Origin of the sequence: Dietzia sp. WMMA184, assembly GCF_002441635.1 — a bacterium.
GTDB classification, from domain to species: domain Bacteria; phylum Actinomycetota; class Actinomycetes; order Mycobacteriales; family Mycobacteriaceae; genus Dietzia; species Dietzia kunjamensis.
Genome location: NZ_NXEI01000001.1, coordinates 3,399,791 through 3,411,906 on the forward strand (window position 1 = coordinate 3,399,791; position 12,116 = coordinate 3,411,906).

Annotated in this window: 14 protein-coding genes; 11 read left to right on the top strand and 3 right to left on the bottom strand. The window is 71.5% G+C overall.

The genetic code is table 11. The features are described 5' to 3' along the window. Positions 1 to 14: 14 nt before the first annotated feature. Positions 15 to 1,139 (bottom strand): NAD-dependent epimerase/dehydratase family protein, encoded by a 1,125-nt coding sequence (locus tag CK206_RS15690; RefSeq protein WP_254050628.1) that lies wholly within the window; start codon positions 1,137 to 1,139, stop codon positions 15 to 17. Between the two features lie 211 nt (positions 1,140 to 1,350). Beyond that, complete coding sequence (locus CK206_RS15695; protein ID WP_067716950.1) at positions 1,351 to 1,746, bottom strand: hypothetical protein; 396 nt, start codon at positions 1,744 to 1,746, stop codon at positions 1,351 to 1,353. Positions 1,747 to 1,914: 168 nt separating this feature from the next. Here CK206_RS15695 and CK206_RS15700 point away from each other — a divergent pair, with 168 nt between their 5' ends. The 7 genes from CK206_RS15700 (at position 1,915) to CK206_RS15730 (ending at position 8,576) form a co-directional block, all read left to right on the top strand. Continuing rightward, on the top strand, positions 1,915 to 2,988 hold the full coding sequence (locus CK206_RS15700; RefSeq protein WP_067716947.1) for a YihY/virulence factor BrkB family protein: 1,074 nt from the start codon (positions 1,915 to 1,917) through the stop codon (positions 2,986 to 2,988). Between the two features lie 78 nt (positions 2,989 to 3,066). After that, positions 3,067 to 4,140 (top strand): YihY/virulence factor BrkB family protein, encoded by a 1,074-nt coding sequence (locus CK206_RS15705; protein ID WP_096906971.1) that lies wholly within the window; start codon positions 3,067 to 3,069, stop codon positions 4,138 to 4,140. A 28-nt stretch (positions 4,141 to 4,168) separates the two neighbouring features. After that, entirely contained in the window at positions 4,169 to 5,080 is a 912-nt protein-coding gene (locus CK206_RS15710) for a hypothetical protein (protein ID WP_132063085.1), read from the top strand. Positions 5,081 to 5,102: 22 nt separating this feature from the next. Beyond that, the gene (gene rfbB / locus CK206_RS15715; RefSeq protein WP_067716939.1) at positions 5,103 to 6,155 is read left to right on the top strand and encodes a dTDP-glucose 4,6-dehydratase; all 1,053 of its coding nucleotides are present in this window, start codon (positions 5,103 to 5,105) and stop codon (positions 6,153 to 6,155) included. Then, the gene (gene rfbA / locus CK206_RS15720) at positions 6,152 to 7,033 is read left to right on the top strand and encodes a glucose-1-phosphate thymidylyltransferase RfbA (RefSeq protein WP_096906973.1); all 882 of its coding nucleotides are present in this window, start codon (positions 6,152 to 6,154) and stop codon (positions 7,031 to 7,033) included. The genes rfbB and rfbA overlap by 4 nt, the downstream gene beginning before the upstream one ends. Beyond that, positions 7,030 to 8,016, top strand: a complete 987-nt coding sequence (rfbD, locus tag CK206_RS15725) for a dTDP-4-dehydrorhamnose reductase (protein WP_096906974.1) — start codon at positions 7,030 to 7,032, stop codon at positions 8,014 to 8,016. Before rfbA ends, rfbD begins: the two co-directional genes overlap by 4 nt. Further along, positions 8,013 to 8,576 carry a YdcF family protein gene (locus CK206_RS15730; protein WP_067716934.1) on the top strand — a complete coding sequence of 188 codons (564 nt, stop codon included), beginning with the start codon at positions 8,013 to 8,015 and terminating at the stop codon, positions 8,574 to 8,576. Before rfbD ends, CK206_RS15730 begins: the two co-directional genes overlap by 4 nt. A 36-nt stretch (positions 8,577 to 8,612) precedes the next feature. Here CK206_RS15730 and CK206_RS15735 read toward each other — a convergent pair whose 3' ends face one another. Then, positions 8,613 to 9,479 carry an oxygenase MpaB family protein gene (locus CK206_RS15735; protein WP_254050629.1) on the bottom strand — a complete coding sequence of 289 codons (867 nt, stop codon included), beginning with the start codon at positions 9,477 to 9,479 and terminating at the stop codon, positions 8,613 to 8,615. A gap of 210 nt (positions 9,480 to 9,689) precedes the next feature. On the opposite strand from CK206_RS15735, the gene CK206_RS15740 reads away from it, so the two are divergent. The 4 genes from CK206_RS15740 to CK206_RS20620 all read left to right on the top strand — a co-directional run bounded on the left by CK206_RS15740 (position 9,690) and on the right by CK206_RS20620 (position 11,982). Then, the gene (locus tag CK206_RS15740; protein WP_096906976.1) at positions 9,690 to 10,496 is read left to right on the top strand and encodes an SDR family oxidoreductase; all 807 of its coding nucleotides are present in this window, start codon (positions 9,690 to 9,692) and stop codon (positions 10,494 to 10,496) included. Positions 10,497 to 10,516: 20 nt separating this feature from the next. Next, positions 10,517 to 11,068 (top strand): LpqN/LpqT family lipoprotein, encoded by a 552-nt coding sequence (locus CK206_RS15745; protein ID WP_067716929.1) that lies wholly within the window; start codon positions 10,517 to 10,519, stop codon positions 11,066 to 11,068. 64 nt (positions 11,069 to 11,132) lie between these two features. After that, positions 11,133 to 11,792: a dTDP-4-dehydrorhamnose 3,5-epimerase gene (rfbC, locus tag CK206_RS15750; RefSeq protein ID WP_096906977.1), complete on the top strand. Its 660-nt coding sequence runs from the start codon at positions 11,133 to 11,135 to the stop codon at positions 11,790 to 11,792. 55 nt (positions 11,793 to 11,847) lie between these two features. After that, positions 11,848 to 11,982, top strand: a complete 135-nt coding sequence (locus tag CK206_RS20620) for a hypothetical protein (RefSeq protein WP_256385633.1) — start codon at positions 11,848 to 11,850, stop codon at positions 11,980 to 11,982. Positions 11,983 to 12,116 lie beyond the last annotated feature (134 nt).

A 12,116-nucleotide genomic window follows, 5' to 3' on the forward strand; every position in this document is an offset into this window, starting at 1 on the left:
CGGTCCCGCGTCTGTCAGGGCAGGCGCCTGACGTCGACGGGGCCGCCGCGGCGCAGTGAGGCCAGCGCGTCCCGCAGGGTTCGCGGGCGCAGGGGCGGGGACGTCCCGGCCCGTCCGGCGGCGATGGCGTCGACGATCTCGCGCAGGGCCTCGTCGGCCGCGACCGTGGGGTGCCAGCCGAGCTCGGCGCGGGCCCGGGTGGTGTGCATGAGTGGGACGCCGAACGCGAGGTCCACCCAGCCGATGCTGAGCGGCTGGAGGTGGAGCAGCCAGCTGACGTGTACCAGCCTCCGCAGGATCCCGAACGGGAGCCCGACCGGAACGGCGCCGAGCTCGCGGGCGAGCATGTCGCGCGTGACGGGCGGTTCGGCCGCGATGTTGAACGCGCCCTGCGCGCCGGTCGTGGCCGCGGCGGCGAGCGCCGAGGCCATGTCGTCGCCGTGGACCAGAGGGACGGTGAGGCGACGGTCCACGGGCAGGACCGGTAGGGCCCGGATCAGCCGCAGGGGCGCGAGAGCGGGGCTGAAGTACCGGGCGAGTCCCGATGCCGCCTCGGCGTGGACGATGAACGCGGCCCGCATGCGGGCGATCGTCGGGGTTCCCGGATGTTCGCGCTCATGCTGGTCGAGGAGGTGCTCGGCGGCGGTCTTGTGGTGGTTGTAGGCGGCGGTCGGCACGCCACCCAGCTCGGCGCCCTCGCTGACGCGGGTGTCCACGGACACCCCGGGGCCGCCGTCGGACACCGGGGCGTAGGCGCCCACGGAGGACTGGTGCACGAGATGCGGCACTCCCGCCAGTCGGCAGGCGGTGACGACCGCGGCGGTTCCCCCGACGCCCAGTCGGCGGTGGTGGGCGACGTCGCGGGTCGGTTGGAAGCCCCAGGCCAGGTGGATCACCGCGTCCGCGCCGCGGAAGACCTCCACCAGGTCCTCCGCGCGGGCGTACGACAGGTCCACCCGATGCCACCGCGCGCCGTCGTAGGGCGGCGTGGCCGGGGGGATCCGGCGGCACAGTCCCACCACGTCATGACCGTCGGAGAGCAGACGCCGCACGAGCGGGGTGCCGACGTTGCCGCTGGCACCGGTGACGACTACCCGCATCCGGCGGGCCGGGGTATCGGATTCCGGGTTCTGCGTCATCGCACCATGGTCGGCGACCCGCGTGGGCCGCGCATCCGGTCCGGGGTGTGTGGCAGGTGTCCGCGCGTGTGCCGGGAACGCGCGTGTGTCGGGAACGCGAGCGGCCCGGCCCCGCGTGCTGCGGGACCGGGCCGTCGCGCCGGCAGGGCCGGGTGCCGTAGCGCCGGCAGGGCCGGGCGCCGTGGGGGCTCGTGCCCGCCGGCGGGGGAGGCTACCGGTCGGTGACCAGTGCGCCGGCGATGGCGGCCATGAACGCGTCCTTGGCCAGGGACATGCCCTCCTGGCTGGGGCGGATGCCGTCGGCCTCGGTCATGGTGGGGTTGCGGAAGTACATCGCGAGCAGGCCGGCGGAGAAGACGCCGAGGGCGGCGCCGGCGATCTGGCGGGGCACGACCGGGGTGAGGAGGGCGGCGCCGATGCCGATCTCGGAGTAGGCGACGAACTTGCCGAAGGAATCGGGATCCAGGTTGTTCACGGCGGGCACTCCCGTCGCGGCGAAGCCCTGTAGACCCTGGGCGGCCTCGGTCGGCATGCCGCGCTTGCTCAGGCCGGAGTTGAGGACGAAGGCCCCGGTGACTCCACGGAGGATGGCGTTGGACAGACTCACTGTGTTTCTCCCTCTGGTGCGGTGACGGTCGACGAAATCGAAGTTGTTGATACGACACTTTGGTGACGTGACATCAAAGAGGGTAACGCACAGAGCGGCGTCCGTAATCCCGCGGGGGGACGGCCGGGCCGGATGCGGGGGAGGCCCGGTGGTGGAAAGGTGCTTGGTATGAGTACGAGCAGCCGCGACATCACCGACAAGCCCCACACGGATGCCGACCCCGACACCGGCAAGCCCGAGTCGCCCACCAAGCTCACCGGCGGAGCCTGGAAAGTCGGCCTCAAACGCGCCGCAGGGGAGTTCTCCAAGGACAACTGCACCGACCTCGCGGCGTCGCTCACCTACTTCGCCGTTCTCTCGTTGTTCCCGGCGCTTCTCGCCGTGGTCTCGCTGCTCGGTGTGTTCGGCCAGGGGCAGGCCACGGTCGACGCGGTGATGGGCCTCGTCGAGGGTTCGGTACCGGAGCAGACCCTCAACGAACTCCGCGGGCCGATCGAGGGACTGGTCAACACTCCGGCCGCCGGGATCGCCCTGATCACCGGTATTCTCGGCGCGCTCTGGACGGCCTCCGGATACGTGGGCGCCTTCGGTCGCGCCATGAACCGCATCTACGAGGTCGAGGAGGGGCGCCCCTTCTGGAAGCTCAAGCCGCTGATGATCCTTCTCACCGCCGTGCTGCTGATCCTGGTCGCCCTGGCCGGCGTGATGTTGGTCGTCAGCGGGCCGATCGCCGAGTGGGTGGGGGATCTCATCGGTCTCGGCTCGACGGCGGTCACCGTCTGGGGCATCGCCAAGTGGCCGGCGCTGGTCCTCGTCGTCGTCGTCATCCTGGCGGTCCTCTACGGGTTCGCCCCCAACGTGAAGCAGCCCAAGTTCCGCTGGATCTCGCTCGGCGCGGTGGTCGCGCTGGTGGTGTGGGGCCTCGCGACCGTCGGCTTCTTCTTTTACGTGACCAACTTCGGCAGCTACAACGCGACCTACGGTTCGCTGGCCGGCGTCATCGTCTTTCTGCTCTGGCTGTGGATCACCAACAACGCCTTCCTGTTCGGTGCCGAGGTGGACGCCGAGATGGAGCGCGCCCGTGAGCTCCAGGCGGGCATGCACGCCGAGGAGACCATCCAGCTCCCGCCGCGCGACACCACCGCCAGCGACAAGGCGGCCGAGAAGCAGCAGAAGGCCATCGACGAGGCTGCAGACGTCCGACGCGAGGCCCAGGTCGACCAGGCCCGCCACCGCGACTGACCCCCGCCCGGCCCCGACGGATCAGCCAGTGGGCGCGGCGTCCGCCCCATGCCCCGCCCGGGAGGTCACAATCAGTGCATGAGCACTTCTGGCGGGCCCGTCGCGACCATCCGCAGACGGTTGCGAACGGTGCGGATGGTGTTCACGAGGTCGGTGTCGGAGTTCCTGCGTGATCGGGGCCCGGACCTCGCGGGGTCGCTGACCTTCTACGGGGTGCTCTCGCTGTTCCCCGCGGTCCTGGTCGTGGTGTCGCTGCTGGGCGTGTTCGGCCAGGGCGACCGGACGGTCGACGCGGTCATGGACATGCTCTCGGACGTCGCCCCGCCGGAGATCCTGGACCCGGTGCGCGGGCCGATCGAAACGCTGGTGACCACGCCCGCCGCCGGGACCGCGCTCATCGTCGGAACGGTGGTCGCCCTGGCGTCGGCCTCGCGGTACGTCTGGGCGCTCGGTCGGGCGATCAACGCGGTCTTCGGAGTGGAGGAGGGGCGCCCGCTGTGGCGGCTGCTGCCCTCCGCGGTGATCCTCACGGCTCTGCTCATTCTTCTCGTGGCGGTCGGTGGCCTCGCGCTGGTGTTCACCGGGCCGGTGGCGGAGACGGTCGGCGGGTGGATAGGGCTGGGGGACACGGCCCTGGCGACGTGGGAGATCGCCAAGTGGCCGGCCGGGCTGGTCTCGGCGATCCTCGCACTGGCATTCCTCTACCGGTTCGCACCGAACGTCACGGAGCGCAAGCTCGGCTGGGTCTCGCTCGGGGCGGTGGCGGCCCTGGCGATCATCGGCGTGGCTACGGCGGGTTTCGACTTGTTCGTCTCCCGGTTCGGCAACTTCAACGAGGTCTACGGTTCGCTCGCCGGCGTGATCGTGTTCCTGCTGTGGTTGTGGCTGGTCAACATGGCGGTGGTGTACGGCGCCCGCCTGGACGCGGAGGTACTGCGGGTGCGGCAGTTGCGCGCCGGGATCCCCGCGGAGGAGGCGGTCCGGGTGACCCCGCGCGACAACTCGGCCTTTGAGGCGCACAACCGACGCCGCGCCAAGATGCTCGCCGCGTACCGCGAGCTGCGGCGTGAGGACACCGACTCCCGAACCGTAGACGCCGAGCCCGCCGACACCGAGCCCGCCGACACCGAGCCCGCCGACGCGCAGAAGTAGCGCGCGGGAGGGAGGTAGGGTGCCGACAGTGTCTGATCGAGACCGAGACCCCGGACCGAAACCCGCAGAGGGCGTGCCGGAGGGCCCCGCCTCCGGCACGCGACCGGAGATCTGGCGGCTGGACCACCCGCAGTACGGCAGGCTCGAGTTCGCTGTCGGCCGATCCGACGAGGTGCACGCGGTCGACCCCGGTTACCCCCTCCGGCGCAAACCCGAGGGGGAGACGGCAGGGTCCTCGCCACTGCAGAGCCCTGCCTGCGCGCTCCTGAGGGACGGGGTGACGGTGGCCAGGGCGCGGCAGATCAGTGACACGAAGCTCTCGCTCGACGCGGACCCGCCCGAGCCGGGCGAGCACAGCACCGCGGCCGCGTCCGTCTCCGGCCCGCGAGTGCAGGTACGGACCAGCATCACGGACACCGCTGTGCGGCAGGTGGTCTTCCGCGAGGGCAGGGACGTCGTCCACTTCGATCCACCGCCGGGCTCTGCGGCGGAGGCGAGGCAGGACGCGATCGCGGCCTCGCCGTGGAAGCGCGTGGCCTATCCCGTCGCGGCCGGTCTGGGCCGGTCCGGGTGGGCCATCGCCGTGCTCGTCCTACTGCCGCTGATCGGCCGGGTCCTCGAACCGGTCGTCGAGTGGATCCTCGAGCGGCTCCCGGACATCGACCTCCCGTGGCCGGACATCTCCCTGCCGACCATCCCGCGGCCCGACATCACCCTGCCGTCGATCTCGTTGCCCGAGGTCACGGTGCCGGGGTGGCTCGAGTTCATGCTTGAGTACAGCAAGGTGTGGGTGCCGCTCGTGGCGGGCGTCGTGATCGCGGTGCTGGCGGTGAGGCACTCGCGGCGGTCGAGGGCGATCAAGCGACGGTGGGAGGCGGGCAGGCACGAGGACCCGGCAGGCGACGACCCGGCAAGCTACGAGCCCTCGGGCGACGACTGAGCCGGGCGGTAGGGTTGAACCCATGCGCCTCGTCGTCACCGGGGGAGCCGGGTTCATCGGCGCCAACTTCGTCCACACCGCGGTCCGCGAGTACCCGGACGCCCACGTCACGGTGCTGGATTCCATGACGTACGCCGCCAACCGCGCCAACCTGAAGGGGTTGCCCGACGAGCGGGTGGAGCTGGTCGAGGCGGACTGCGCGGACCCGGCGGTCACCGACCGGCTGGTCGCCGAGCTGACGGGGCCGGACGACGCCGTCCTGCACTTCGCCGCGGAGAGCCACAACGACAATTCGCTGGCCACCCCCTGGCCCTTCCTGCACTCCAACATCGTCGGCACCTACGCCGTACTCGAGGCGTGCCGGCGGCACGACGCGCGCCTGCATCACGTGTCGACGGACGAGGTGTACGGTGACCTGCAGCTCGATGATCCGGCCAAGTTCACCCCGGACACGGCGTACAACCCGTCGAGCCCGTACTCGGCCACCAAGGCCGGGGCCGACATGCTCGTGCGCGCGTGGGTCCGCAGTTTCGGGGTGCGGGCCACCATCAGCAACTGCTCGAACAACTACGGGCCGTTCCAACACGTCGAGAAATTCATCCCGCGTCAGATCACCAACATCCTGGACGGTCGCCGGCCCCGCCTCTACGGCAGTGGGGCCAATGTGAGGGATTGGATCCATGTCGACGACCACAACGCGGCGGTCCTGCGCATCCTGGCCGCGGGCGAGCCGGGCCGGACGTACCTCATCGGCGCGGACGGCGAACATTCGAACCTGCAGGTGATGCAGATGATCTGCGACCTCATGGGGGTCGCCGGCAGCGACGGGGGAAACGGGGCCGGCACCGGGGGGGATCCCGGTTTCGATCACGTCACCGACCGGCCGGGCCACGACCTGCGGTATGCCATCGACGCCACCGCCACCCGCGAGGAACTGGGCTGGGAGCCGCGGCACACCGACCTGCGCGAGGGCCTGCAGCAGACGATCGAGTGGTACGCCGCCCACCGCGACTGGTGGGAGCCGGTCAAGGAGCGCGTCGAGGCGAAGTACGCGCGGACGGAGACGGTGCTGTGAAGGGCATCGTCCTGGCCGGCGGCAGCGGCACCCGGTTGAGCCCGCTCACCCTGGCGACGAGCAAGCAGTTGATGCCAGTCTACGACAAGCCGATGATCTACTACCCGCTGTCCACGCTCATGCTGGCGGGGATCCGGGAGATCCTCATCATCACGACCCCCCAGGACGCTCCGCAGTTCCGCCGGCTGCTGGGCGACGGCAGCCAGTTCGGCATCGCCCTGAGCTATGTGGAGCAGGCGGCGCCGGAGGGGCTGGCGCAGGCGTTCGTGCTGGGTGCCGAGCACATCGGCGACGAGTCGGTGGCGTTGATCCTGGGCGACAACATCTTCTACGGACCGGGCATGGGCACGCAGCTGCGGCGCTTCGTCGAGCCCGAGGGTGGCGCCGTGTTCGCCTACCGCGTCTCCAATCCGAGCGAGTACGGGGTGATCGACTTCGACGCCGACGGCCGCGCGATCAGCCTGGAGGAGAAGCCAGAGGACCCGTCCTCCGATTTCGCCGTCCCCGGCCTCTACTTCTATAGCGCCGACGTGGTGGACGTGGCGCGCGGGCTCGGCAGGTCCGCGCGCGGCGAGTACGAAATCACCGACATCAACCGGCACTACCTGCGCGAGGGCCGACTGCAGGTGGAGGTGCTGCCACGGGGCACGGCGTGGCTGGACACGGGTACGCACGCCTCCTTACTCGACGCGGGCAATTACGTCCGCACGATCGAGGACCGGCAGGGCCTGAAGATCGGCTGCCCGGAGGAGGTGGCATGGCGGATGGGATATATCGACGACGACGAGCTCACCGTCCGCGCCCACAACCTGCGCAAATCGGGGTACGGCCTGTACCTTCTGGACATTCTGCGCCGCGAGAAGGGGCGCAACCTGTGACCGCCGGCCGGTGGCCGCGGATCCTCGCGACGGGCGGTCGCGGACAGCTCGGGCACTACCTGGACAGGCAATCGAGGCGTCAGCTCGGCGGTGGCGCGGTCGCGGTGGGCCGCGACGAGCTCGACCTCACCGACCCGGCCTCGATCGCCTCCGCCCTGGACCGTCACGCACCGGAGGTCGTGATCAACGCGGCCGCGTACACCGACGTCGATGGCGCGGAGGCCGACGAGGTCACTGCGCACGCGGTCAACGCCGACGGCGTGGAATCGCTGGCCGTGGCGTGCCGCGACCGCGGGATCCGGCTGGTCCACATCAGCACCGACTACGTCTTCTCGGGCGAGGTCCCCGGCGGGGGAGACCCGGCCACCGCTCCGGCGCTCGAGCCGCACGACCCGACCGCGCCGGTGACCGCGTACGGGCGCACCAAACTCGCGGGGGAACGGGCGGCGCTGGCGGTGTACCCCGAGACGACGATCGTCCGCACCGCGTGGGTGTACACCGGCCCCGTGCGCCACGGGCAGGGGCTGCGCGGCTCGGACTTCGTCGACACCATGGTCCGCCTCGAGCGCGAGCGGGACACCCTCTCGGTGGTGGACGACCAGTGGGGTTCGCCCACCTACACGGCGCCGCTGGCCGATCAACTGCTCGGCCTCGTCGGCGGGGAGGCCTGGGGCGAGTTCGACGCGCGGGGCCTGACCCTGCACCTGGCAGGGGTAGGCCGCGCGACGTGGTTCGACCTCGCCCGGGCGGTATTCACGTGGTTCGGCGCGGATCCCGAGCGGGTGCGACCCTGCACCACCGAGGGGTACCCACGCCCCGCCCCGAGGCCGGCCTTCTCCGTGCTCTCCGATGCCTCGTGGCGTGCCGTCGGGCTGGAGCCGATGGACGACTGGACGCAGGATCTCGTCCGCGCGATCGCCCACGAGGGCTGGATCGCCCAGCGACAGCGGGAGCGGGGCAGCCTCCCCGGGCCCGGGTCGTGAACCGGACCCGCCGCACAGTGCTCGCGGCCGGGAGCGCCGCGGTGGCGGCCGCCGCCGTCGCCGCGCTTGCCCTCACCGCGTGGGGCGCGTTCCTGCTGCAGCCGCGCGCCGACGAGCCCGTCCGCGCCGACGCCGTGGTGATGCTCGCCGGCGCCGACGACGGTCGCCACCTGTACGCCCGGGACCTCGTGGAGGCCGGGTACGCCGACACGCTGCTCGTGAGCAACCCCGGCGGCAACTCCGAGACGGTGGCCCGGCGACTGTGCACCGGAATCGCGCGACCCTCGGGCGCAGAAGTTGTGTGCTTCTCGCCCGACCCGCGCACCACCTGGGGCGAGGCGCAGGCGGTCGCCTCGATCGCGCGGGCGCGCGGGTGGGACCGGATCCTGGTGGTGACCAACCGGCCCCACACCCTCCGGGCGGGGACATGGATGCGCAGCGCCACCGGGCTGGACGTGCGGATGGTGCCCGTCGAGCGGCTCGACCGCGGGATGCTGCCGGTTCATCTGGTGTGGGAGGCCGCCGGATGGATCAAGGGCCGCGTCAACGGCCACTGGTGACCCCGGGCGGCCGGGGTGTTCCGCGCGAGGCGGGGCTCAGGCGGGCCGGGCCCGCATCGCCGACGGGGCCGCGATGGGCGCCCGGGTCGTGAGCCGCGGCGAGGACAGGCCCTGGTGCGCTCTGGTGATCCTCCCGAACACGGCCGCGCGGTCCATCGGACGGTGCGGGAGATCCAGCGCGCGGCGCACCTCCGACGGCACCAGGCTCGCCGCGGCGTCCACGACCGTCGTGCACGACCGGTGCGCGATCACCGAGTTCTCCGTGACCCCGGGGCAGGCGCGGGCGTCCTCCCGGAGCTTCCTCGCGGCGCGGCGACCGGCATCGGTGGGCCGGGCGCGGCCGCGGGACCTGCGCAGGAGCTGCTCGAGTTCGCGGACGGTCGAGGGGAAACTGCGGGCACCGTGGAGCCGCGCGAGGCCCGCCCACTGGTAGACGTACCGGTCGGATTCGGCGGGGGACAGGGGACGCCCCGAGAAGCGCTGGAAGGCGACGAGCAGGGCCCACGTCATGGCGGCCTGCGACCACTCGATCAGCCCGGGGTCGGAGCCGTAGAAGTAGTCGCCGTACTCGGTGGTGCCGGAGAACGAATTGTGGTCACGGCGGGCGTGCTCGATGGTCACCATGGCGTCGTCGACCGTGCCGAACGTCGAGATCTCCACGAGGTCGTGCAGGTAGTCGTCCATCGTCCACGGCTCGGCGTCCGCACCGCACGCGATCATCCCGGCGGAGTAGGCGGGGTCGGCGGCGAGCATGAGCAGACCGGTCGTGATGCCGATCGGGGTGGACACGTCGCCGTGGACCCGCCAGATGGGATCGCTCGCCGTGAACCACCGCGGGCCCGGGATATCGAGGATCGAGCACACGGGTGAGTCCGCGCCAGCGCGTGGAATTAGTGGTGACATGCACACACCCCGGGGTAGTGGAGCCGCCCGAGGGGGCGGCCGGATGGGACCTGTCACGAACTCTAGCGCCCGGCGGCGCCGTAGTGAAGGAAAGCCGGAGGGTCCGCTGAGGAGATGCCGTGAGGCCCCGGCGCGGCCTGGCACACCGACATGGCCTCTAGGCTGGGCGACGCACGCCAGACGCATTCCGACCCTCGCAAGGAGACGGCTGTGACCGCTACCCCCCTGCCCGCCCCCCGGACCGGCCCCGTCGTCCCGGACCGCTTCGCCGGCCGCACCGCGCTCGTCACCGGCGCGAGCCGCGGGATCGGCCTGGGCATCGCCCGTCGCCTGCTCGCGGAAGGCGCGTCGGTGGTCATCACGGCGCGCGGCCAGGAGGGGCTCGACGACGCCGTCGCCGATCTCGGCACACCGGAGCGGGTGCTGGCGGTGGCGGGCAAGAGCGACGACGAGGACCACCAGCGTGAGGTCGTGGCCCGGGCCGAAGAGTCGTTCGGGCCCATCGACCTGCTGGTCAACAACACCGGGATCAACCCGGCATTCGGCCGCACGGTGGACATCGACCTGGCCGCGGCCCGCAAGATCACTGAGGTCAACGCCCTCGGCACCCTGTCCTGGACGCAGAAGGTCTACCACTCGGGCCTCGGCGAGCGCGGCGGCGCCGTCGTCAACATCGCCTCCATCGCCGGCCTGGCACCGTCGCCGGGGATCGGCTGGTACGGCGCCACCAAGGCGTTGGTCATGCGGCTGACCCAGGAGCTCGCCGTAGAGGTCGGACCCGCCGTGCGCGTCAACGCCGTCGCCCCGGGCGTGGTCAAGACCAGGTTCGCCGAGGCGCTGTATTCCGGCCGCGAGGAGGCCATGTCCGCGGCGCTGCCGGCCGGGCGACTGGGGGTGCCCGAGGACATCGCCGGTCCCGTGGCTTTCCTGCTGTCCGATGACGCGCACTGGATGACCGGGCAGACCCTCGTCGTCGACGGTGGCGCGCACATCGTCGGCGCGGGACTACAGGGCTGACGGGGCGCGGGGACCCGGACATGACCTCTATCCAGGAGTACTGCGCGTCGACCGGTCGCATTCTCGAGGCGAGCCCACCGATGGCCGTGGCCGCACAGCCGCTGACCTGGGTGGACAGCCCGCCGTGGCAGCGCATCGAATCGCCCGAGCCGTCCGCGGTGATCTACGTGGACCCGGGTGCGCACCGTGACGGGTTCTCACCCAACGCGGTGGCCACCTGCGCCCGTGTCGCGCCCGCGATGGACACCGAGCAGGCGGTCGAGATGATCGTCGCCACCGCCGACGCACTGCCCGACTGGACTCTGCTCGAGCAGGTCGCCGGTGAAGGGGACGAGTCCGCCGGCGCCGTCCGCAGCGTCTACCGCTACCTGCGGGGCATGTACACGGCCGAGCCGGGCCGGATGGCGACCTCGAGTCTGATCGTGGGATGGAGCGACGACGAGGCCACCTACATCTTCCAGTTCGTCGTCACCGGCTGGGACGAGGACGCCTCCGTCCACGACGACGCCATGGGCTGCCTGCTGATCGGCGAGTGGACGGCAGCGCAGATCGTGGACGCCATGCGCGGCTAGGGTGGTCGTCACCCGGGCGCCGGGGGCGACCGGGATCGATAGACAACGGGAAGGCGGGACCGGAGTGCAGCTACGCGAGCTCAGCGTGTCGGGGGCGTGGGAGATCACCCCCCGGCAGATCTCTGACGACCGCGGGGTGTTCCACGAGGCGTTCACCGACGAGACCTTCCGTCGGATGACCGGCCACCGTTTCGATCTCGCGCAGGTCAACGTGTCGGTCTCGGGGGAGGGGGTCCTGCGCGGCCTGCACTTCGCCGAGGTCCCGCCCGGTCAGGCCAAGTACGTGCTGTGCCCGTCCGGCACGGTGTTCGACGTGGTCGTGGACGTCCGCGTGGGCTCGCCGACCTTCGGTGAGTGGGCCGGGGTCATCCTGGACTCCGTGGAGCAGCGGGCGATCTACATCCCCGAGGGCGTGGCGCACGGTTTCCTGGCCCTCGAGCCGCAATCCACGGTGATGTACTTCTGTTCGGAGGGCTGGCGGCCCGGGGCCGAGCACGTCATCGACGCCTTCGATCCCAAGATCGCGATCGACTGGCCCGGATCGGCCCTCGACGGCACCTCGATCGAGCACGTCATGAGCGAGCGCGACCGCGACGCCCCGAGCCTGCTCGACGTCGCCGCTGCGGGCCGGCTCCCGCAGTGGGAGGAGTGCCGGGCCCACGTCGAACGACTGCGTGAGGCCACACCCAGGGTCGACGCCGAGTGGCGGCCGGACGAGAACTGACATACCCTTACGGGCATACCCCCTAGGGTATGATGTCGGATCTGAGGAGATTCTTATGTGTTACCCCGTCACCTGCCCCGTCTGCGGCAAGACCACGTGGGACGGCTGCGGTCAGCATGTCGACCAGGTCAAGGACACCGTCCCCGCCGAGCAGTGGTGCGACGGCACGCACGAGGCCGCCGCGAACTGACCCGGTCCGGTCCGGTCCGAGCCGGGCCCGGCCCGGGGCCCGGGGTGACCAGAGGGGAGCGCCACGCCCCTCGCCACGCCCCGGTGGGGGCGCCCCGGCCCCGTCCCGGCCCGTCGACGGGCGCCGCGGGGTAG

Excerpts from the sequence above, each read along its gene's own strand:
- CK206_RS15690 (WP_254050628.1), bottom strand. The coding sequence starts at position 1,139 with ATGACGCAGAACCCGGAATCCGATACCCCGGCCCGCCGGATGCGGGTA.
- CK206_RS15700 (WP_067716947.1), top strand. The coding sequence starts at position 1,915 with ATGAGTACGAGCAGCCGCGACATCACCGACAAGCCCCACACGGATGCC.
- CK206_RS15705 (WP_096906971.1), top strand. The coding sequence starts at position 3,067 with ATGAGCACTTCTGGCGGGCCCGTCGCGACCATCCGCAGACGGTTGCGA.
- rfbB (WP_067716939.1), top strand. The coding sequence starts at position 5,103 with ATGCGCCTCGTCGTCACCGGGGGAGCCGGGTTCATCGGCGCCAACTTC.
- CK206_RS15735 (WP_254050629.1), bottom strand. The coding sequence starts at position 9,479 with ATGTCACCACTAATTCCACGCGCTGGCGCGGACTCACCCGTGTGCTCG.
- CK206_RS15745 (WP_067716929.1), top strand. The coding sequence starts at position 10,517 with ATGACCTCTATCCAGGAGTACTGCGCGTCGACCGGTCGCATTCTCGAG.
- CK206_RS20620 (WP_256385633.1), top strand. The coding sequence starts at position 11,848 with ATGTGTTACCCCGTCACCTGCCCCGTCTGCGGCAAGACCACGTGGGAC.